Source organism: Streptomyces sp. NPDC059740 (assembly GCF_042733155.1).
Taxonomy (GTDB): Bacteria; Actinomycetota; Actinomycetes; order Streptomycetales; family Streptomycetaceae; genus Streptomyces.
This window is the reverse complement of sequence record NZ_JBHWGP010000006.1, coordinates 145,810-165,448: the sequence shown is the minus strand read 5'-3', so window position 1 is coordinate 165,448 and position 19,639 is coordinate 145,810. Positions and strand designations below refer to the sequence as shown.

General features: G+C 70.1%; 21 protein-coding genes. All 21 read right to left on the bottom strand.

What is annotated here, in order from left to right:
* Position 1 precedes the first annotated feature (1 nt).
* Positions 2-1,069, bottom strand: coding sequence for a GNAT family N-acetyltransferase (locus ACFV3R_RS10515; RefSeq protein WP_385578772.1), 1,068 nt, complete (start codon positions 1,067-1,069; stop codon positions 2-4).
* Complete coding sequence (locus ACFV3R_RS10510) at positions 1,066-2,499, bottom strand: phosphotransferase (protein ID WP_385578769.1); 1,434 nt, start codon at positions 2,497-2,499, stop codon at positions 1,066-1,068. The genes ACFV3R_RS10515 and ACFV3R_RS10510 overlap by 4 nt, the downstream gene beginning before the upstream one ends.
* Positions 2,496-3,356 carry a class I SAM-dependent methyltransferase gene (locus ACFV3R_RS10505; protein WP_385578766.1) on the bottom strand — a complete coding sequence of 287 codons (861 nt, stop codon included), beginning with the start codon at positions 3,354-3,356 and terminating at the stop codon, positions 2,496-2,498. The genes ACFV3R_RS10510 and ACFV3R_RS10505 overlap by 4 nt, the downstream gene beginning before the upstream one ends.
* Positions 3,353-4,552, bottom strand: a complete 1,200-nt coding sequence (locus ACFV3R_RS10500) for a methyltransferase domain-containing protein (RefSeq protein WP_385578763.1) — start codon at positions 4,550-4,552, stop codon at positions 3,353-3,355. Before ACFV3R_RS10500 ends, ACFV3R_RS10505 begins: the two co-directional genes overlap by 4 nt.
* An 84-nt stretch (positions 4,553-4,636) precedes the next feature.
* On the bottom strand, positions 4,637-5,194 hold the full coding sequence (locus tag ACFV3R_RS10495; RefSeq protein WP_385578760.1) for an NUDIX domain-containing protein: 558 nt from the start codon (positions 5,192-5,194) through the stop codon (positions 4,637-4,639).
* Positions 5,195-5,333: 139 nt separating this feature from the next.
* Positions 5,334-7,331 (bottom strand): ATP-binding cassette domain-containing protein, encoded by a 1,998-nt coding sequence (locus ACFV3R_RS10490; protein ID WP_385578757.1) that lies wholly within the window; start codon positions 7,329-7,331, stop codon positions 5,334-5,336.
* A gap of 291 nt (positions 7,332-7,622) precedes the next feature.
* Entirely contained in the window at positions 7,623-8,513 is an 891-nt protein-coding gene (locus ACFV3R_RS10485) for an aminoglycoside phosphotransferase family protein (RefSeq protein ID WP_385578754.1), read from the bottom strand.
* 347 nt (positions 8,514-8,860) lie between these two features.
* Positions 8,861-9,757: an endonuclease/exonuclease/phosphatase family protein gene (locus tag ACFV3R_RS10480; RefSeq protein WP_385578751.1), complete on the bottom strand. Its 897-nt coding sequence runs from the start codon at positions 9,755-9,757 to the stop codon at positions 8,861-8,863.
* A 39-nt stretch (positions 9,758-9,796) separates the two neighbouring features.
* Complete coding sequence (locus tag ACFV3R_RS10475) at positions 9,797-10,018, bottom strand: helix-turn-helix domain-containing protein (RefSeq protein ID WP_385578748.1); 222 nt, start codon at positions 10,016-10,018, stop codon at positions 9,797-9,799.
* A gap of 83 nt (positions 10,019-10,101) precedes the next feature.
* The gene (locus ACFV3R_RS10470; protein ID WP_385578745.1) at positions 10,102-11,103 is read right to left on the bottom strand and encodes an endonuclease/exonuclease/phosphatase family protein; all 1,002 of its coding nucleotides are present in this window, start codon (positions 11,101-11,103) and stop codon (positions 10,102-10,104) included.
* Positions 11,104-11,747: 644 nt separating this feature from the next.
* Positions 11,748-12,623, bottom strand: a complete 876-nt coding sequence (locus tag ACFV3R_RS10465; protein WP_385578742.1) for a Scr1 family TA system antitoxin-like transcriptional regulator — start codon at positions 12,621-12,623, stop codon at positions 11,748-11,750.
* A complete protein-coding gene (locus tag ACFV3R_RS10460; RefSeq protein WP_385578739.1) occupies positions 12,620-12,811 on the bottom strand; it encodes a DUF5999 family protein in 192 nt (63 codons plus the stop codon). Before ACFV3R_RS10460 ends, ACFV3R_RS10465 begins: the two co-directional genes overlap by 4 nt.
* A 19-nt stretch (positions 12,812-12,830) precedes the next feature.
* Positions 12,831-13,280 carry a hypothetical protein gene (locus ACFV3R_RS10455; RefSeq protein WP_385578736.1) on the bottom strand — a complete coding sequence of 150 codons (450 nt, stop codon included), beginning with the start codon at positions 13,278-13,280 and terminating at the stop codon, positions 12,831-12,833.
* 18 nt (positions 13,281-13,298) lie between these two features.
* Positions 13,299-14,540, bottom strand: a complete 1,242-nt coding sequence (locus ACFV3R_RS10450) for a cytochrome P450 (RefSeq protein ID WP_385578733.1) — start codon at positions 14,538-14,540, stop codon at positions 13,299-13,301.
* Positions 14,537-15,766 (bottom strand): cytochrome P450, encoded by a 1,230-nt coding sequence (locus ACFV3R_RS10445; protein ID WP_385578730.1) that lies wholly within the window; start codon positions 15,764-15,766, stop codon positions 14,537-14,539. Before ACFV3R_RS10445 ends, ACFV3R_RS10450 begins: the two co-directional genes overlap by 4 nt.
* Positions 15,763-16,362 (bottom strand): ATP/GTP-binding protein, encoded by a 600-nt coding sequence (locus tag ACFV3R_RS10440; RefSeq protein ID WP_385578727.1) that lies wholly within the window; start codon positions 16,360-16,362, stop codon positions 15,763-15,765. Before ACFV3R_RS10440 ends, ACFV3R_RS10445 begins: the two co-directional genes overlap by 4 nt.
* On the bottom strand, positions 16,343-16,702 hold the full coding sequence (locus ACFV3R_RS10435; protein ID WP_385578724.1) for a DUF742 domain-containing protein: 360 nt from the start codon (positions 16,700-16,702) through the stop codon (positions 16,343-16,345). Before ACFV3R_RS10435 ends, ACFV3R_RS10440 begins: the two co-directional genes overlap by 20 nt.
* On the bottom strand, positions 16,699-17,142 hold the full coding sequence (locus tag ACFV3R_RS10430; RefSeq protein WP_385578721.1) for a roadblock/LC7 domain-containing protein: 444 nt from the start codon (positions 17,140-17,142) through the stop codon (positions 16,699-16,701). The genes ACFV3R_RS10435 and ACFV3R_RS10430 overlap by 4 nt, the downstream gene beginning before the upstream one ends.
* 2 nt (positions 17,143-17,144) lie before the next feature.
* Positions 17,145-18,572, bottom strand: coding sequence for a histidine kinase (locus ACFV3R_RS10425; RefSeq protein ID WP_385578718.1), 1,428 nt, complete (start codon positions 18,570-18,572; stop codon positions 17,145-17,147).
* Positions 18,573-18,735: 163 nt separating this feature from the next.
* Positions 18,736-18,930, bottom strand: a complete 195-nt coding sequence (locus ACFV3R_RS10420; RefSeq protein ID WP_385578715.1) for a hypothetical protein — start codon at positions 18,928-18,930, stop codon at positions 18,736-18,738.
* Between the two features lie 12 nt (positions 18,931-18,942).
* A complete protein-coding gene (locus ACFV3R_RS10415) occupies positions 18,943-19,356 on the bottom strand; it encodes a hypothetical protein (protein WP_385578713.1) in 414 nt (137 codons plus the stop codon).
* Positions 19,357-19,639: the final 283 nt, after the last annotated feature.

Genomic DNA, 19,639 nt, shown 5'->3' with positions numbered 1-19,639 from the left:
CTCACTCGGTCCCCCAGTCCCAGGCGTCGAAATAGGCGGCCACGCCGGTGCGACGGGCCTCGGCCACGGCGCTCAGCCGGGCGAAGTCGCGAGGCGGCATCAGCGCCTCCCACTTGGCCAGGGGAAGCACGCGCGCCTCGTCGTGCTCACGCGGATCCAGCACTATGCCGCGGATCTGATCTGCGGTGAGCCGGCCGCCGTCGAAGACCAGGCCGAGCGTGCTGTAGGGCCACTCGGCACCGGGCAGCCCGTACACCGTCGCCAGCAGACGCGGCGGGCCAGACACCGTCAGCCCGGTCTCCTCCCGGCACTCACGCACCGCCGTGCCAAAAGGCCGCTCGCCGGGATCCATCGTGCCGCCCACCAGCTGCCACGGGTGCGCGGGCGAGTAGACGGAATGCAACTGCAGCGGCTGGTCGTCCTCGTCGGTGAAGTACAGGCACGCGAAACAGGTCGCCTTCAGCACCGTCTCGGCATAGACCTCGGGCGGCATCCACCCGGAGCCCTCGCCGCCCTCCGGCAGGCCGCGGCTGGCTGCCTGCTCGCCCATGGCGGCCGACACTTCCAGGCGCGTCATCCGCATCAGCGCCGCACTGCTGGCGAACCCCAGGTCGCGGTACAGCGGGGCGGCCTCCTCACTGGCGTGGAGCTCGAACAGCGTGATGTGTTCGGCATGGAGCTGCTCGAGGAGCGCGGTCACCACCGCCCGGGCGTAGCCGCGACGCCGGAAGCCCGGGTGTGTGGCGACGGCATGCACGCGCGCGGCCAGCCCCTTGGGATAGGCGGGCGCCGGGAGCACGGGATGGATCAGGCCGAGGGCGCAGGCGGCCATCGAACCGTCCGGGGCGTTGATGACGAACGCCCGCGCATCCCCGCCCGTGGCCAGCCGAGGCGCCAGCTGGGCCGTGCACCGCCGGATCCACTCCTCGCTCAACGGCTCGGACAGGATGTACTCGGAGCGCATTCGCACGATGGCCTCGGCATCGGCAGGCGCCGCCGCGCGGACCGGCGCCTGCTGCACGGCGCCCGGCGCCCCGACGGTAAGTGCGGGCGAATTGTCGCGGCTCATGAAGGATCTCCCGCAGGCGAGTTGGCTTCGTGCTCGGCGCGCAGGCGGGCCAGCGCCCGGTGGCCCCGTTCGACCAGCTCCGGATGGCCGTGGGCGGCACCGAACTGGATGCCGCTCACCGCATCGAGCGTCGTGTCGATGACCAGGCGGGCTTCCTCGGCAGCCGTCAGGGGCCTGCCGTACCCATCCATGAACGCCTCATACAGGTCAGGCCGACTGGCCCAGGCATCGGACAGACGGACCAGGTCGCGCACCGCAGGACCCGGTTCGCTCCGCTCCAGATCGATCACGGCCACGCTGTCCTCGGCGTCCTCGGGGGCGTCGAAGTCGTTGTGCAGGATGTTGCGGAGCTGGAAGTCGCCGTGGGTCTCCACCCACTCCAGCGGCCGGTCCTCGGCCTGTCGGACCAACGCACGAACGAACTCCTCATCGCCAGGGGCGAGATGAGGGCGCGCCGCCTCCAGGTGCCGGTCGGCCTTATCGACGGCCGGGCCGCTGCCCGCGGGAGCGGGCCGCGGAGGCGAGGCCTCATGGATACGGCGCGCGAGCACACCAATCCGGCGGAAGACCTCTCGCTCCCGAGCCGGGGCGAGGATCCTGCCGTGCAGGGGCCGGCCGGGCAGCGCGGTGACCACGACGGCCCGCAGTTCCGCGTCGGCGGCCACCAGCCGGGGCGCGGCCGAACCCAGCGACCCGGCCCAGGTCCGCAGCGCCCGGACCTCCCGGCCATGGAACTTGTCGTTCTGATGGGCCTTCACGTACCAGGTGCCGCCGCCGGCACCCCGCACACGCCAGACGCGGCTGTTCTCCCTTGTCCACGAGGTGTCGGTCCACTCAGTGATCCGGCCCACCGCGCGCTGCGCGAAGGCCTCGAGGGCAGCATCGGGACGGGTGCCGCAGGCCGGGCCGGTCGCGTCCGGGACCAGGCGCAGACGGTCTGCGCCGGGTTCGTAGGCGATGGCGTCACCGGGCAACTGGAAGTGCACGGCGATCCGGGCGCCAGCGCGGTAGGCGTCCAGGCCAGCACGGCAGTACGCCACCATCCCGTCCGGCAGGGCGTCGAGCCGCGCCCACATCATGGCGTCGCATACGTCCGGCTCGGCGACGTGCGGCTCCCCGAGCCAGTTGCGGACCTCGAAGAAGTAGCCGCTACGCGAGGCGCCGCCCGGGCTGCGGTGGTGGACAACGACGGCTCCCCGCACGTCGCCCGGGACGATGACGACACGGGTCTCCTCGCGTGCCTCACGCACCAGAGCGTCTACGACGTCCTCGTGCGGGCCGTCCAGGTGCCCGGACGGCAGGTGCCACAGCCCGGCCGCATACACCTGCCCCGCCCGCCGCGACAGCAAGACCTCCAGCCCCTGCGCACCCTCGCGCAGCAGCATCAGATGAACGTCCACCGGCTCGGTGTGCCGCTGCCCTGTGTTCACCGCGCACCTCCGCCGCGCCGGGCGAGGAGGACCGTGAAGACGGCGTGCTCAATGAGGGAACCACCGCAGGCGTGGGCGTCGAGCAGCGTCCGGGCCTGGGCCTCGAAGGCGGCGTGCTGTTCGCCGAAAAGCTCCGGGCCCGCGAAGGACGTGCTGCGCAGGTAGCCGATCACATCCTTCGGCGCCCAGGCACGGTCCACGGGGAAGGCGTGCTCGGTGACCTCATTCCACGCCGATGCGGCGAGGTCCTCCTCGTACGAGCGGCCAGGCTCACGGTAGGCGGCACCAGTGCCGGCCCGGCGCTCGGCGCCCAGGTAGTGCTGGATTAGTTCGCGGAGCGCCCGGGTCCAGTCCGCCTCATGGGTCCACAGGCTACCGTCGCCCATGATCGCGACAGCGGCGTCCGGCGCGGCCACCCGGTCCGCCATCGCCAGCACCGCCGCACGGTTCATCCAGTGGAACGCCCGGCAGCAGGTGATCAAGTCCGGGGAGTGCGCCTCGTCTCCGGGCAGCGGTGTGTACGCCTCGGCCGCTGCGTGGACGAGGCGGAGGGTGCAGCCGCCCAGTTTCGGCGCGAGAGCGTCGCGGGCCTGGTCCAGCATCTGCTGGCTGGAGTCGACCGCCTCGATGTGCGCCAACCCGGGTGCGGCGGACAGGAGCGCCCGGGGCACCTGCCCGGTGCCCGTGCCCAGGTCCAGGAGGACCGGGTTCGGCCGGCCCTGCAGCACGTCGGCCAGCAGTTGTACCGCAGGCGTCGGAACACCGGGCCGGTAGCGCTCGTAGTCGGTGGCCGCAGCCCCGAACAGGGGATGCTGCTCCGGTGTGCGGCCTGGAGAGGACGTGCGGGGACCGGTCACGAGGCAACTCCCTGAGCAGTTGGACGGGGGACGGGCAGGTGCCAGGTCAAGCGGCCGCACGGCGACCGGACGCGCTGCCCGCCGTCCGGGGCGATGACGAGGCCGTAGCGGTCGGGTGAGCCTGCCGCCCGCCATCGAACGGCGAGGTCTTGGATTTCCTTCCAAATGTCCCGGGGCCCTTGGATGCTCACGTTCCACCGCGTCGGGCCGGTCGGCTCGACCCGCAGCCAGGATCCGCAGCCGGGCGCCCCGATCACCAGGTGATCGGCGCCGAAGTCCCTTACCAGTCCGCCGAGTAGATGGTCGGCCGCAAGCCACAGGCCCCGGTCGCTGTCGGCCGGCGGCCTCAGCTTGCTCCGCTGCGTCCAGGTGCCCGGCTCGGCGGCGATACGCTGCCGGAACTCCTCGCTGAGCCAGATCCTCTCCAGATCACGGCCGGCCTGGTGGGCAAACTCCACGGCCCGCAGCTCCGCCTGGATCTCCTCGTCGGCGGTGCGCTCGACGATCGCAAGGGCGGGCCACGATGGGGAGGCCGTGGTCACATGCGCCAGCAGCCGGCCCCCGGGCGCGAGCTGCGCGACCAGGGCGGGCGGTACGTGATCGACTGTGTACGACATGAGAATCCTGTCGAACTGCCGTCCCGGCACTCCCTGTTCACCAGCGCCACACACCACCTCGGGCTGGAAGCCGAGGTCGCCGAGCCGCAGCGCGGCCGATTCGACGAGGTGCTGGTCCCGGTCGAGGGTGACCACTCCCTCGTCGCCGCACACATGGCAGGCCACTGCGGCCGTCACCCCCGCGCCCGTGCCGACGTCCAGCACCCGCTGACCGGGGCGCAGATCCAGCTCCTCCAAGAGCGCGGTGGTCAGGCTCATCAGCGTGGCCGCCGACGTGATCGACTCGCCCGACCGCGACCCGCGGGCTCGTCCCACCAGTCGCTCCCCGTTGTGCTGGACGAGCACGCTGGCCCCGCCGTACAGAATCCCGAGCAGCTCGGGCTGGTCCTGCGGCTCCGCCCAGTCCAACAGGTCCCAACGGCCCGGCTTTTCCTCCCGGGCGTTGCGACGCACGTAGGCCTGCGGCATCAGTCGCTCACGAGGCAGCACCAGCAGCGCATCCCGTACGAGCCCCGCGCCCAGCGCGCCTTCCGTTTCGAGCCGGGTGACCATCGCCGCCCGCGCGGCCGCGGTGTCCACGGGCGCGTCCCCATCGGCTGGTCGCGCCTCCTGCTTTGTGCCCGGGCCGGCCTGTGCCGGGCTCGTGTCCAGGGTGCTCACCGCCTACTCGCCCCATCCCGTCTCCGAGTACAGACGCCCGGTGACGATCCCTTCGATCGCCACTCGGCTGTACGGCACAACGGCGGATGGAAGATCCGTCGGGTCCCACCACTGCCACTCCACGCACCGGTCGGGCTCCAGGAGCTTCGGGGTGCCGGACCATGAGTGGGCCCGGAACACGAGCCCGATGCGCGGCCGCGCAGTCGGCGAGTCGCTGTGGTGGATTACGTGTACGAGCTCGACGCTGTCGGGATCGACGAGTAGACCCGCCTCTTCCTCCGCCTCTCTGACCAGGCATCTGACCGCGGCCTCTCGCTCGCAGTGCCCAGCCAGGAAGTGCCACTCGTTCGCCCCGAACTTGGAGTCCGGGTGACGCAGGCCCAGCAGGATCTGGCCGTGCGAGTTCTGGAGGTAGAGGTGGACTCCGATGATGTGGAGTTCGGTCCCTTCGGGCGCCTCGTCACACGGCCGACCGGCGCCGGACGGAGCCTCGCGTAGCTGAGGATGACCGTCCGGCGCGGTGTCGGCGACCTTCCGGACGTGGGGTCGGGTGGGCGGCACGCTGGTTCCTTACATGCTCGGGGAGGTTGGGGTTCTGTCCAGGCCGTCGGGGTCGTCCGCGGACCGTGGACACCTGGACACGGGTGAGACGGTCATCGGGCTCGTCAGTCGTTCGTCGGGAGACGGGCAAGGGGAAGCGTCATGTGTCCGCGACCTCGGTGGCCTGGTAGCCGGCGGCCTGGAGGGCGAACATCGCTGCGTACTCGCCCTTGAGACTCAGCAGCTCCTGGTGTGTGCCGGATTCGATGATCTGGCCGTTGTCGAAGACGTAGATGTGGTCGCAGTCGATGACGGACGCGAGCCGGTGAGAGATGAGCACGGTGATCCGGTCGGGGCGGCGCTTGCCGCGCAGCACGGTCTGGTAGACGGCGTGTTCAGCGCGCGGGTCCATGCTGGCCGTCGGCTCATCCAGCAGCAGCACCGGCGCATCCTTGTACTCGCCGCGGCCCACCGCGACCTTCGCCCACATGCCCGCCGACAGCTCCTGGCCGCCGCGGAACCGCTTGGACAGCGTGGCGGACCAGGTGCCCGGGAGGCCGGCGATGACCTGGTCGGCCCCGGAAGCGACAACGGCGTCGAGGACGCGCTGTGGTTCCGCCCTTGTCAGGGTCCCTCTGGAGACAGTGATGTTGGACAGGGCGGAGAAGGGGTACCGGGTCGGATCTTGCAGGACCGAGGCGACCTGGGCCTGTACGGATTCCGTGTCGTAGTGCGTTGTGGGCACGTCGTCCCAGAGGATCTCGCCGTCCGTGGGGTCGTACAGGCCGGCCAGCAGTTTTGAGCAGGTGCTCTTTCCTGATCCGTTGGCTCCGACGAAGGCGACCGTCTGCCCGGCGTGCAGAGTCAGGCTGATCCCGGCGAGAGCGGGTGTGTCCTTGCCGGGGTAGGTGTAGTGCACGTCGTCGAGGGTGATGGTCGTGATGGTGTCGGGGGCCGCGACCCCGGTTCGGCGCGGCAGCAGGTTTCGGCAGCGTTGCTGATGTTCCAGCAGATCTCCCACCCACAGGCTGGTCTCGTACAGCAGGTGGGCGACGTCCACGACGCGGGTCATGGACGAGCGGGCACTCTGCAGAGCCAGGACGGCGCCCGCGCCAGCGGCGAGTGGCAGCCAGCCGTGGATCAGCATCAGGCCAAGGACCACGTAGGTGATGCCGGTGCCGATTCCCCCGGCGCTCCTGCCGATCAGGGACATGCGGGCTTCGGCGAGGTTCAACCGGATGTCCTCGGCGGTGATCTGCTCGGTGAGCCGGGCGTGCTCGTCCAGCAGTGCCCGCTGGGCGGTGTGGGAGCGCAGTTCGGCTGCCGTGTCGCGGTCCAGCATCAGCCACGAGAACACGTCGGTGCGCCGGGACATCTCGTTGAACTGGCGGAAGCTGTGGAACCGGGCCTTTGCCGACTTCACCGCGGCCGCGCCGACAGGCAGGACGGACAGCGGCAGCAGGAGCAACAGCAGCGGATGCAGGACGGCAAGGACGCTCGCGGTGCCGACGAGTACGAGCGCGGCAGCGGCGAGCGTCACGACGTGACCGACGATCTGCCGTGCGTAGTGGAGCCCTTGGTTGCGGGCTCGGTAACACTCGTCCTGCCAGGTCGGACTGTCGACCGCTTCGAGCTTCACATGCGAGGTGAGGCGGTAGAAGTCGCGCTCCAGAGCGGCCCGGATCAAGGGAGTCAGCTTCCCCTGCGCGACCGTGACTCCGTACTCGAGCGCCGCGCGCAGGGACAACAGGACGACAACAAGCAGCAGTTGGGGTGCAGCCGCGCGCACCCGGTCAGGGGTGGGGCCGTCGGCGAAGATGTGCTGCGCCACCCCCACCGTTGCGACGAGCCCGAAGGCGGACAACACGGCCGAGGCGGTCTGCAGCACCACCAGGGCGACGGTTGCAGTTCGGTTCGCCCGCCAGGCGAAGCCGCCGACCTGCCGCACGGTGCGGGGCAGCTCGCCCAGGATCTGCCACACGCTGGCACGGGCGGCCGCGCCCTGGTGCAGCAGCCACCAGGCCTCGACCATCGCCTCCTCGTCCCCGTTCTGCACGATGCTGGGCGTCGTGGCGGGCGGTGGGGGGAGGATCTCGGCGCGCGGGCGCGGCACCTCGGCCGTTGTCTCGCCGTTGTCCACGTCGGTCTGTTCACTCATCGCCGCCTCCCCACGGATTCGCCTGCCGCGGCGCCGGACCGCACCGGAAGCGACGTGCAGGGCGTCGTCCGCGGCCGCGCTGCGCACCCTCTCCTTCTCAGGGCCAGCGGGCACGTCCCGGCGCGTGGCCGCGCGGAGTGGGGCACCGGCCAGGGGTGAGGGGAGGGGGTATCGAGGCCGGGATCGGAAGATTCGGGGGCGTGCATGGTGGGGACTGCCTCCAGCAGGTGACGGTACGGGGCGCGGCGTCGGAACGGGCAGGAGTGATCCGTGCGGTCGGGCCGGACGGACTCAGAGCAGTCGGGCACTCACCCGCTCGAGGATGCTCACTGCCCGGGCGATCTCGGCACCGTCGTTGTTGCGGTGCGCCCACTGCAGGTCGTCGAGGGCGGCCAGCACCGAGTAGGCGTCCAGTGCACGGGCCTCGTCAGCGGAGAGATCGCGGCCGTATCCCGCTTGGCACGCGGTCTGGAGATGAGGTTGCGAGGGCCACGTGTCGGCGGCCAGCCACACGAAGTCCTCGACCGCTATGCCGCTGCCAGACTCCTCGAAGTCGAAGAGCCCGAGGGTCCGCACCGCGCCGTCCCACTGCCAGTTCCTGGCCTGGAAGTCACCGTGGCGAAATCCGAGCGGCAGGTAGGGGGCGAGTAGCCGCAGTACCTGTCCGGCCCGCTCGATCCCGCTCCTGTGCCGGTCGGACAGGAGATGAGCGACCTTCGGCACATGGGCGGCCGCCGCCTCCACCTTTTCGTCGACATCCGCGATCGCGCGGGCGCGGGCCGCGGGATGGGGGTGCTCCAGCTCGTGCCAACGCCGCAGCAGGCCGCCGGCGAGCGAATGCACCGTCCGCTCCTGCCCCGTCCGCAGTTTCAGCCCCAGAACCCGGGAGCCCGGCAGCGCCGACGTCATGATCACGCCCAAGCGAGGATCGGTGTCGAGCAGCCGCGGCGCCCGGCCCGCGCCGAGCGCTGCCGCAGCATGCCGGTAGGCATACACCTCACGCTGGTAGCGGAGCGCGTTCCGGCTCACCTTGACGTAGACGGAGTGCGTCCGCAGGTGCACGCGCCACACCCGCGAACTGGACCGGCGCGGCCAGGGAGCGTCGGCAATGAACTCCACACCAGGCACCTTGCGCTTCACCCAGAGGTCCACCTCGGGCGGCATCACCGTGTTCCCGCTCATCGGCCTGCCTCCAGGTGCACGCCTGCCGGAGGAGCCGGGTTGACGGGGCAACACCGGTCGCGTTCGAATACCTGGCTGCGCATCAGGTGATCGGGTCTGCACTGCATCGCACCCCTTCATGTCGAACGAATGAGTGGAACACCGGGGGAAACGACCCCCTCCGGTGTGGCGTCACGGCCATTTCCGGGCGATCTGTCGCACTGGACTTCGATTCGCTTGATCTGGCCGCGACGGGATAAGGGCGGCCTGTGCCGCAGCCGTCGAACAATCACCCTCGCGGGTGGCCGTGTCACCAGATTCGGCGATGGCGTCCGCAGGCCGCCTCGTGCCCTCTCCCCGCCGAGCCGTCAGGGCGCCGCGGCGAAGGGAGCTCTCAGGGCGTCGATCAGCGCGTCGGCGTCCAGGCACACACGCACGATGTGGTGGTCGGACAGATCGAGGGGGACCTCGATCACATCGACCGACACGACGGCCGGCAGCAGCTCCGGCGTGGCGTACACCCGGTCGATCCGCGAGTCCGGTCCGTGCGTGTCACAGGCGTTCACCGTCCGCGCCACCGCGCCCGCATCCCCGGCGAGGGCACGATGGCGGGCAACGTCCTGCAGACCAGCGGTGCGCAGTGCTTCGTCCGGTCGCGTATCCATCCGCCGGGCGCCGTCCGCGCCGACGTAGGACCGGTGCAGGCGGTGTGGCCGGTCCTGGATTGCTTCCAGTTCCGGAAGCGCCGGATCACCGGGAATTCCGGGGACCGGGTAGGAGTTGTTGTCGCCCCCCATGAGCGCGGGCAAGGTGACGGAGGGCCGGTCAGGAATCTGCCACTTCTTGTCGGCCCATGTGCTGAGCCACTCTGTCTCGGCGAGCCGGTGGGCCGTGCTGGCGTAGTTGAGGTGATAGGACACCGCAACGAGGGGGAGTGCTCGGTCGCCAGCAGGCGTGTACCGCAGGGTCAGTGCGGTCGGTGGCAGCACGTACGGAAAGCTGGTGGACCATTCCCGCACGGGCGTGAAGTCGTTGCTGGCGAAGATGGCCGTGCAACTGGAGGCGCCGAGCCAGCCCCGCATCCCGAGGAGGTTCTCGGCCTCGGACATGACCTGCTTGCCGTCCTGCCCCGCATCCCACATCTCCTGGCGAAACACCAGGTCCGGGCTCAGGCTGGCGAGCGTCTGATAGCCGTCACGGCGTCGCGTCGGGTCCTTTTTCCCGTTGTTCTCGAAATTCCAGCTCAGGACAGTGATGGCGTTCATGATCCCCCCATGTTGAGGTCTCGCTTGGCAGGGCAGAATTCAGTTTTCGCGGAGCTTTGTACGGCGGACTCCTCCGCGCTGGCGGAAGGTCACCCCGGCTTCCTCAAGGAGCTTGTGTATGAATCCGTAGGAGCGCCCGGAGGCGGCCATGAGGGTGCGGATACTGTCGTTGTTGTTGTATTGCTCGGCGAGTTCAGCCGCGTATTTCACGCGCGCTTCTCCGACAAGGGGTGTCTTGGGGGCGAGTGGCGTGAGCGGCATGGTGGATTGCCTTTCGGGGACAAAGGGACGGAGGCTGCGGAATTCTGCATGGCAGGCCGGGCCCAGGACAGCTGTCCGGAGACTCAGGTGACGAGCTCTCCTGCGGCCAGGGGCTCGAAGGCCCGGCGCAGTGCCTCGACGAGCGCCGGCCGGGAGAGGACCACTTCCAGCGCGTGGTGGTCGCTGACGCCGGTCATGTCGATCACGTTGACGTCCTCGACAGCCTGCACGGTCCAGGCGTCCATGTAGCCGCGGTCGATGCGTCGGCCGCCGCCCTGGCCGATGGCACGGTGCCCTGCGGTCGCGTTCAGGGCCTCCGGCTTGTCGTTGCGGCGGGCGGCGAAGCGAGCGGGGTCGTGCATGCCGCAGTCCGTCATCAACTCGTCCAGGAACGTACAGCTTTTCCACGTCCCGTCGGGCTGCCTGCGGGCTCGGTGGCGCCGGTGCACGAGGTCGGTGATGTCCGGGGATTCCCAGTCGATCTCGGGTACGACCTCGCCGGTCGGCACCGGGTACTCGTTGGTGTCGCCGAACAGCCAGCAGCCGGCCCGGGTGCGGTCCGGGTCGCGGCCGTGCTGGGCTTTGACCTTGTCGACGAGGGCTGTCAGTTCCTCGTACTCCCGCTCCCGGCCCTGGGGGGAGCAGAACGAGCCGTGGAAGGAGGCGGTGACGATCGGTGTCTCGGGCACGTCCGGCAGGCCGATGACCACGTTGGTGGGCGGAGTGCGCCAGATGAAGCGGTGTTCGTAGTCGGCGTGGATGGTGAACGTGCTCTCCCGGACGAGCAGACCGGTCGGGTTGCGGCCTTGCCCCATCGGCGCACGGAAGCCCCGCATGCCCAGGGTGCGTTGGGCGGCGTCCCACCGCCGGGTCGCGGCGGCGATCTCGTCGGTGCTCGCGCGGGGCCCGGTCTGGGAGTACGTCAGCTCGGTGACCGCCAGCCAGTCCGGCTTCCTGGGCGCGAGGATTTCCTCGTACGCCTGGCGCCACCGTTCCGGTAACACGCCAGGGGAGGGTTCTGGCCCGCCGTCGTGCTCGAGGTTGACCAGCATCAGACGCAGTTCGTCAGCGTGCGATGTCGTCATCGAAGCCCTTTCGCTGCGTGCGGCGCACGGCTGCGGCTCGCCTCGGCCTGGCAGGCCTGCGGGCGAGCGCGGTGCATGGATGCAAGGTGTGCACGGTCATGAGCGGTGTACCTCCCGCGGGTCGGGGAGGTGCCGCGTGGGACCCGAGTCCGGATGACTCGGGTCCCAGGGGAAGAGGACGGTGGCGCTTGTCCTCCAGACCGACCAGTCCGGCCTGGGGGCACAGGCGCGGTGGGATACGAGAACGGCTGTCTCGACGCGCCCGCCCTGGGTGAGTCCCGCCTCCAACCCGTCGACGGCATGCCGTAATTCGGGAGCGCGGTCGCTGTCGCAGACCACTAGGATCCGATCGGCCCAACTCTGGTCCGGTAGCTCGCCGACCGGATGGAACGGGACCCGATGATGGGCGGCCAGGGTTTCCGCCGGGGTCAGCGCGCCCGAGGGACCGGGCACCCCGATCACGCAGGTGATGGGGCCGCCGGTGCTGGTGGCCGCGGCAAGCAAGTCCAGCGCATCGAGGACCTGCTGCACGGTCAGCCGGTACGGAGGAGAGGGAGCCAAGAGCGCCTGAAGACGCTGCGCGGAGTGCCCTGGGGCGGGCCGGGTGCACCCCGGGGGCTCGGTCAGAAACGTCGGCTCTGCCCTCACCGCGCCACCTCCTTCCGCGCAGCCACGGAGGTGCGCACCGCTGCGGCCGCGGCGGCGAAGGCGTCCCGGGCCTCGCGCAGGCGGGTGAGGCTGACCTTGGGGCTGAGGGCGTTGTCCAACGCGGCCTCCAAGAACCGATGCCCCACTGCGCCGTGGCTGTGCCCGGTGGAGTAGGTCGTGCCTTGGACCTCCTGCACGTACAGGCGCTGTCGGGTCAGGAAGAGCTCGCTCAGGGTGCCGAGGGGAAGAACGAGGGGGGAGGCCAGCGGGATGATGAGCACGCGAATGGAGCCGTCCGTGGCGGACGCGAGGACGTGGGTGAGCTGGTCGCGCATCAGGACGGGGCCGCCGATGGCGCGCATCAGGACGGACTCGTCCAGCAGGACGGTCATGGTCTTGCCGCAGTGGGCCGGAAGGCGGCGGGCCGCGGTTTCGGCCCTGCTCGGCGGGTGTCCGCCGTGCTGGAGGGAGCGCCACAGTGTGGCGTAGGCCGGAATCTGGAGAAGGCCGGGGATGAACCAGGCGCTGAAGGTAACGAGCGCGTGGGCGGCACGTTCGCAGGCGCTCAGCCGCGACAGCCAGCCGGGCCCTGCGTCGTAGCTGACCTCCTGCCCCCGGGCTGCGTCGTCGAGAAGCCGCATCAGAACCTGGGCGTGATGGCGTTCGGTGGCGCCGTAGGCCTTCAGCAGCGCCTGGACCATCACCTCGTCCGGACACAGATTCCCGGTCTCGATCTCGCGCACAGTCGCACTGGGCTCGCTGAGAATGTCGGCGGCGCGGCTCAGCGGCAGGCCCTGCTCCTGGCGCAGCGTGCGCAGGTAGGTCCCCACGACCAGTGCCCCGGCCGGCGCGAGATCCCCGACCGTGCTCACGCCGCGGCCCCGGCGGTGCGGAATGGCGCGACGATCCGTCCGTCAGGCAGGAGTTCGCCGGTGTCGTCGAAACGCACAATGCCGTTGCACAACAGGCTCCAGCCCTGTTCCGGATGGGAGGCCACGATGTGGGCTGTGTCGCGTTCGGCGGTGTCGGCCGCCGGGCAGGGCGGCTGGTGCAGGCACATCTGTCGACGTCCTTGTCGTCTATCGGATAGGCAGGCTGGCGGTGCGCCGAGCCCGTCGGTGGGGAGCGGGCGGCGGAGGTGTACGGCCGTCGAGGGCGGCACGGAGGTCGTCCGGGCGGGTGGTGCCGAAGCCGGGCAGGATGACCCAGCGGACATCGCGGCCGGTGGTGATGAAGGCCGGCGGGACCGAGATGACCGTGCCGGGGCGTAGCAGGCGGCTCCCGCGGACCTTCCAGGAGCCGGGCGCCACGGCGCCGGGCTCCAGGAGGAAGAACCAGGTCCGCGTGTCGCTGTTGGCGAGGACCGGGCCGGAGTGGGGGCCGAGGATCGCGTGGGCACTCGCGGCGGTGTCCGCGTCAGCCCGCACAGCGTCGAAGTACTGCCCGCACGGCAATCCGAGGGTTTGGACCCGGGGCACCCACGCTGGCTCCCGGGTTCCGTCGGCCCAGCCCCACTCGTCGTCGAACATCCTCGTGCTCCCTTTCCGTCAGGCCGCTGCGCCGGTGTTCCCGGCTTGGGCGGTGGTGAGGACGACGGGCAGTTCGCGGTAGTCGTTGCCGATGAACGACGGCTGAGGGAGCAGGCCGTTCTCGTCGGCGGCGAGTCGCAGGCGGGGGAAGCGGGCGAAGAGGGCCGGCAGGGCGACGCGGGCTTCGAGCCGGGCGAGGGGAGCGCCGAGGCAGAAGTGGATGCCGTGGCCGAAGGCGAGGTGCTGCCGGTCGGCGCGGTCGATGTCGAAATGGTCGGGCTGGGGGTTGGTCTTCGGGTCGCGTCCGTGCGCGCCGAACCCGATCAGGATGAGGTCGCCCTGGCGGATCGCGACGTCCTCGCCGAGGTCGATGTCGGCGGTGGCGTAGCGCAGCGGCAGGTGCATGATCGGGGGGTGTTTGCGCAGCGTCTCCTCGGTGACGTCGTCCCAGCGCGCGGGGTCGGCGATTGCGGCGGCGAGCTGCTCGGGGTGAGCGAGCAACTCGACGACCGCGTGGTTGATCAGGGAGACGGCGGTCTCCGAACCCGCCCCGATCATGAGGATGAGGGTGCTGACGAGTTCGTCCTCGCTAAGCCGGTCGCCTTCGGTTTCGCGGGTGGCCAGCAGGATGCTGGTCATGTCGTCGCCCGGGGTGGTCCGCTTGGTGGTGATCAGGGTACGCATCGCGGCGAACATGTCGTCGCGGACCTGGGCAGCTGTCGCGTCGGAGGCGCTCGTGTCCAGGACAGCGTCGATGACCCGCAGCATCTCGGGCCGCTGCTCGTCCGGCACGCCGAAGAGGTCACAGATCACCCGGGTGGGGACCGGGTAGGAGAAGACGGCCCGCAGGTTGACGGGCTGGTCCGGCTCCAGGGCCTCCATGGCGTCCAGGAGGCTGGTGACGATCGCCTCCACGGCGGGGCGCATCGCCTCGATCCGGCGGGCGGTGAACGCACGGCCTACGAGGTCCTTCAGGCGCTTGTGGTCGGCGCCGTCGCTGGTGAACATGCTGACGACGTCGACCCAGGCGGCCAGCCACGGTATGGCGAAGGGCCGGTACCCGGGCCAGCTCTTGCGGGCGTCCTTGGAGACGCGCGGGTCCACCAACAGCATCCGCGCGATGTCGCCGCGAGTGACGGACCAGGCGGTCAGGTTGCTGGGCATGGTGACGCGGACCGCCGGGCCCTGAGCGCGCAGCTGGTCGGCCTGCGTGTACAGGTGTCGTCCGGTGGTGTCGAGGGTGATCGGCGAGCTGGTCACGAGGTACCTCCTGCGGATGTGGTGGCGGTGAGGACATCGGCGGGCTGCTTGCGGAAGCTGACGTTCAGCGAGACGGGGCACTGGTGGAACGGGCCCGGCCGGTTGGGGACGCCGGGGTCGGTGAGGTCGAGGTCCCACAGGCGGTCCAGGACCGTTTCGATGGCGGCCTGGGCGATGACGCTGGCCTGGCCGTCGGCCGGGCAGCGGTGTGGGCCGGCCGACCAGGCCAGGTGCGAGCGGTTGTCGTAGCCGAGGCCGGGCGGCAGAGCGGGGTCGGTGCCAGTGGCGGCGTGGCTGATGAGGACCGGTTCGCCTTCGGGGATGGCGACGCCGTGCAGCATGGTGGCGTGACGGGCGAAGTGGGCGCTGAAGTTCGCCATCGGGCTGCGGGTCCACAGCACTTTTTCCAGGGCACGCCTGACGGTGACGGTGCCGCCGGCGAGGTCGCCGGCGTAGGTGTCGTCCTCCAGGAGCAGGCGCAGGCCGGAGGCGATCCACGCCGCGGTGGGGATGGTGCCGGCGCCGACGAAGCAGAAGAGCTGGTGGACCATCTCCTCATCGGTGAGGCGGGCGGGGTGGGCGAGCATCCAGGACGTGAAGTCGGCACCGGGCTGCCGTTTTCGCGTCTGGATGAGCTCGAAGAGGATCCCCGCGAAGTCCTCTGCCGCCTGTGCGGCCGCGGCTCCGGCGCTGATGATGCCCTGGCAGGCGGTGACCATCCGCCCGGCCAGCTGGGTCGGGCACCCGAGGATGTCGGCGAAGATCAGCAGCGGAAGGGTGTCGGCGAAGTCGACCATTAGGTCGGCGTGCCCGCGGGGGGCGATCCGGTCGATGAGCCAGTTGGCGTGGGTCTGGGTGGTCTCGCGCAGGGTGTGGACGTCGACGCGGGCCAGGCACTGCTCCAGGGCGATGCGCAGCCGTTCGTGGCGCTGCCCGTCGGCGTAGAGCAGGCTGGGGCGGAAGGCCATGAGGGCCAGGACCGGGCTGTCCGGCGGGACCCGGCCGTTGTTGAGCGCGGCCCAGCGGCGGCTGTCCTTGCTGTAGGTGGCCGTGTCGTTGAGCAGGGTGATCGCGGCCCGGTGGCTGGTGACGACCAGGGCGTACACGTTCTCCGCGATCTCGGCCCAGCCGACGGGTCCGGCGGCCCGCAGCTCGGCGTAAGCGTCCTGGGGCCGCAGAGCGAAGGCGTCGCCGAACAGGCGAGGCGGGCGCGGGGAAGCAGTCATCGGGCGGGCTCCAGGCGGGGGCGGGTGAGGATGTCGGTGACCAGGGCGATCAGGCCTTCTTTCGCCGAGTGGCGGAAGCGGGCGTCCAGCCACACCAGCGGGCGGTCGTCGGCCATGGTCAGGGAGTCGCGGATCTCGGCGTCGCTGTAGCGGGGGGCGCCTTCCTCTGCGAAGTAGTTGATCGCGACGGTGTACGGCAGTCCGGCGGACTCGAGCAGGTCGATCGCGTCGAAGCTCTCCTCGATGCGGCGGGTGTCGACGAGGACGAGGCCGCCCAGAGCGCCGTCGAGCAGGGAGCGGACCATGCGGTGGAAGCGCGGCTGGCCCGGGGCACCGAAGAGGTAGAGCACGATGTCCTCGGCCAGAGTGACGCGCCCGAAGTCCATCGCGACGGTGGTGGTGGTCTTGTCCTTCATGCCGCCGAGGTCGTCAATGAGTTCCCCGGCCTTGGTCATCTGCTCTTCGGTGCGCATGGGGCGGATTTCCGAGACCGCACTGACCAGGGTGGTCTTGCCCACCGCGAACGGACCGAGGACGACCACCTTGACTGAGCGGGCCCCGGCCGACACATAACGGTCAGAGCTTCTGTAGTCCATCCAAAACCCTTCTCAGGAAGTCCTCATCGTGCTGCTCCGCAGCGGGAACGAACGGTGCACGGGCGACCAGGTGACCGCTGTCGACGAGACCGGAGACGATGACCTTGGTGACCGCCCCGGGAAGTTCGAGGTGGAAGGCGACCTCGCTCACGGCCAGGACGCCGGGAAGGCACAGGTCCATTACCCGGTACGCTTGTGCACCCAGGCCGGCCAGCGGCACATTGGGGTCGGCGATCAGCAGGGTGGCCTCGTCCAGCGTGGTGCGCGAGGGTGTGGCGCGGCCGCCCGTGGCGGTGTAGGAGCGCACCATTCCGCGCCGCTGGCGCCCGTGCGCGGTCATACGGTGCTGCTCCGCTCGCGGGCGCCGAGCACCGGGCGCAAGCCCTGGATCATCTTCAGCGTGGCCGTGATGGCGAGTGAGGCCTCCTTGCTGAGCGCGTCGCCGCGCACGGAGACACCGACTCCGGTGCGCTCGCCCGCCGCGAACAGCAGCACGGTGGCGTCCTTCAGATCGCTGACGACGTGCCGCATGACCAAGGAGCTCTTGTTCTGGTCGGGATAACCACAGAACGCGCCGAGGTCGGCCTGCAGAGACTTGACGCCGGAGAGGGCGGCTGCCGTGCGTTCGGCGTCGTCGCGTGTCAGGTCGTCCGACTTGGCGATCACCAGTCCGTCGCTGGAGAACAGGACTGCGTTCATGACGCCCGGCTCCTCGCACAGGCGGTTCAGGGCCCAGGTCATGTCGGTGGAGTCGGCGGTGTGCTGATCGGCGGTGGTCACGGTCACAGTCCTTCGGGTTCGGTGTCGGTGGCCTCATAGCCCGTGCGGAAGGCCTGATGCAGGCTGTCGAAGCCTGCGGTCAGGGCGTCAGGGTCGGCGGAATCGGTCAGCGCCTCTTGGGTGGGCCCCTGAGGCAGGGGCATCAGGTGTTGTGGCGTGCGTTTGGGCAGGCCCGAGGCTGTGGTTCGCGACGCCGGGCGCGCCGTGGCCTGCGCCGGCGGAGGCGCGGGAGGTCCAGGTGTTGGGGCCGCGAGCGCCGCAATGGGTGCGCTGGACGCGACCGGTGCGTGTTCGGGCTCGGCCGTCCTCGGGGGCTCGCCCATCAGGGCGCTGGGGACCAGGAGCACGGCCTTGACCCCACCGCTCGCCGAGGGGGCACCCACGTCGACGCGGAACTTGTAGTCGTAGGAGAGTCGCCCGACGACAGCGAACCCGAGCTTGCGCTCGTCCTCGAGGCCCGCCGCGTCCAGCAGAACCTTGTGGGACAGCAGCCTTTCGGCGTGGGCGAGTTGGTATGGGTTCATGCCCAGGCCGGTGTCCTCCACGACGATGCGATAGCCGGCCTGGACCCGCTGGACGTAGACCGTCACCTCATCGCTGGAGTAGGTGGTCGCGTTGATCATCAGCTCGGCGAGGGCGACAGCAATGGGCTCGACGACCCGGCCCTCGACGTACTGCTCGCCGACGTCGGGCAGGTAGGTGTAGTTCACCCGGTCGTACGGGCCGATGCGTCCGCGCGCGCTCTCGATGATCTCGCGGAAGGTGGCGTTCGCCCGCTGAGTGCCGGGCCATGAGCCGGCGAGAATCCGCAGGCGCTGGACCATGTGCAGGGCTCGCGTGGCGAAGTGGTCGATCTCGATGAGGCTCTGGTGGTAGGCGCTGGCTTGCGAGTACTTGCCCAGTTCCTCATCGATCTTCATCTGGAGCTTGGTCAGGAAGGTCTGGACTTCGTCCGCGGTTCCGCGGACGCCGGCCCGGGCCGAGCGTCCGATGCCCTCGCGGGTCACGGCCACGGCCTCGCGCACCATCTCCACGACCGCCTGGTGGAACTTGTCGAACTCGGAACCGGACAACATCTCGCTGGCCAGGCCGGGGACCAAGACACCCGGGTGCCGCCGGGCGTCCGCATCGACCACGGCCGGCAAACGCTGTTCCACCAGGTGGTGGAACTCCTCTCGGACTGCCTCGTACCAGCTCCAGTTCGTGGTGAGCTGTTCCTGCAGCGCCTTCCGCTCGGCGGCCGCCTGCTGCCGGACCTCGCCCACCTTCTGGTCCGTCGCCGCCTCGGCCTCGGCAGTGCGCTTCTCCGCAGCCAGGCGGCCCCGGGTTGCCTGACGCTTACCGCGGGTCTGGAGGACGAGCGCGCCGGAAACGGCGGTGAGTCCACCACCCAGCGCTATCTCGGCCACAACGTGCGGGAAGAGGTTCATGACAGTCCTTCAGGTGCGGGGGCATGGCGGGTGTCGAAGCCGCGGTGGCACGGCTGGCGGGCACCGTGCGGGAGGAAGGCCGCCGGGACGGGCCTCACCGAGCGCTGCGGCCACGGGGGGAGGCCTTCACGCTCGGGGGCGCCCACCCGTCCCGACGACCGGTCTAGGGGGAGATGCTGCCGATGACGTCCGCAACGCTCCGGACGGCTTCGCTGATGGTGGGGGCCAGCGTGGAGCCGTGCAGGTAGAAGCCGAGCAGCACGGCGGCCACCGCGTGCGAGGGCCTGAGCCCTGACTTCCTGACGAGCAGCACCACGACGACGCCGAGGACGACCACGAGCGGCGCAGTGAGAAACACGCGGATCCTTCGTCACGCGGCCACCATCCTCAACTGAGCACGGCTGGCGCTGAGTTGCTGGTGGAGGCTACCGGGCGAGGTGGTGGGAAACGATGTCTCGTACGGCAGCAACCAGAACCGACGGGGGCACCGGGACCATCCCGACCCGTACGCTGTGCCGCAGACCCAGGAGTCGCGCAGGCACCGGGAGTGCGCGGCGCCCCAGCGGTGGATGGTGCCGGCCTCCACGGGGATGAACATGGATCCGTGGGCCGGGCAGCAGAGCACCGGGCCCACGGGCTCGCCCTCGGAACGCAGCGCCTCGAGTGCGGGCATCCCCACGCGCAGCGCGGTGACAACGACGTCGACGCCCATAGCAGCTGCCGCTCGCGGTCGAGGGTTTTCCGCGAACTGGACGTGCCAGGGGAGGCGGGTGGCCAGGATCATCGGAACTCCATCAGCGGCAAAGTAGACGGTTCGACAGGCGGAGTGATCGTGAATCCAGCGTGATGCGTTTCGCGTGCCACCGATACGCCAAACTGCCGCCACTTCCTCGCCACTTCGCAGTCGCGGACGGTGATCGACGGACCCAGGAGGCCAGCACAGACGGCGCGAATCGGACGATTTCTCGTCGTGGGCTCTACGGCTGCGCTTGAGAACGACCGCGCTGCCACTTGTTCGCCACTTTCCAGTCTCTTCTTGACGTGGTGGCGGAACTCCGGTAATGCGC

What these genes read in the sequence shown, in the direction of transcription:
- ACFV3R_RS10460 (WP_385578739.1), bottom strand. Translation starts at nt 12,811, where the DNA reads ATGTGCCTGCACCAGCCGCCCTGCCCGGCGGCCGACACCGCCGAACGC.
- ACFV3R_RS10475 (WP_385578748.1), bottom strand. Translation starts at nt 10,018, where the DNA reads ATGCCGCTCACGCCACTCGCCCCCAAGACACCCCTTGTCGGAGAAGCG.
- ACFV3R_RS10415 (WP_385578713.1), bottom strand. Translation starts at nt 19,356, where the DNA reads ATGATCCTGGCCACCCGCCTCCCCTGGCACGTCCAGTTCGCGGAAAAC.
- ACFV3R_RS10435 (WP_385578724.1), bottom strand. Translation starts at nt 16,702, where the DNA reads ATGACCGCGCACGGGCGCCAGCGGCGCGGAATGGTGCGCTCCTACACC.
- ACFV3R_RS10440 (WP_385578727.1), bottom strand. Translation starts at nt 16,362, where the DNA reads ATGGACTACAGAAGCTCTGACCGTTATGTGTCGGCCGGGGCCCGCTCA.
- ACFV3R_RS10485 (WP_385578754.1), bottom strand. Translation starts at nt 8,513, where the DNA reads ATGAGCGGGAACACGGTGATGCCGCCCGAGGTGGACCTCTGGGTGAAG.
- ACFV3R_RS10455 (WP_385578736.1), bottom strand. Translation starts at nt 13,280, where the DNA reads ATGTTCGACGACGAGTGGGGCTGGGCCGACGGAACCCGGGAGCCAGCG.
- ACFV3R_RS10445 (WP_385578730.1), bottom strand. Translation starts at nt 15,766, where the DNA reads ATGACTGCTTCCCCGCGCCCGCCTCGCCTGTTCGGCGACGCCTTCGCT.
- ACFV3R_RS10490 (WP_385578757.1), bottom strand. Translation starts at nt 7,331, where the DNA reads ATGAGTGAACAGACCGACGTGGACAACGGCGAGACAACGGCCGAGGTG.
- ACFV3R_RS10425 (WP_385578718.1), bottom strand. Translation starts at nt 18,572, where the DNA reads ATGAACCTCTTCCCGCACGTTGTGGCCGAGATAGCGCTGGGTGGTGGA.
- ACFV3R_RS10480 (WP_385578751.1), bottom strand. Translation starts at nt 9,757, where the DNA reads ATGAACGCCATCACTGTCCTGAGCTGGAATTTCGAGAACAACGGGAAA.
- ACFV3R_RS10470 (WP_385578745.1), bottom strand. Translation starts at nt 11,103, where the DNA reads ATGACGACATCGCACGCTGACGAACTGCGTCTGATGCTGGTCAACCTC.
- ACFV3R_RS10515 (WP_385578772.1), bottom strand. Translation starts at nt 1,069, where the DNA reads ATGAGCCGCGACAATTCGCCCGCACTTACCGTCGGGGCGCCGGGCGCC.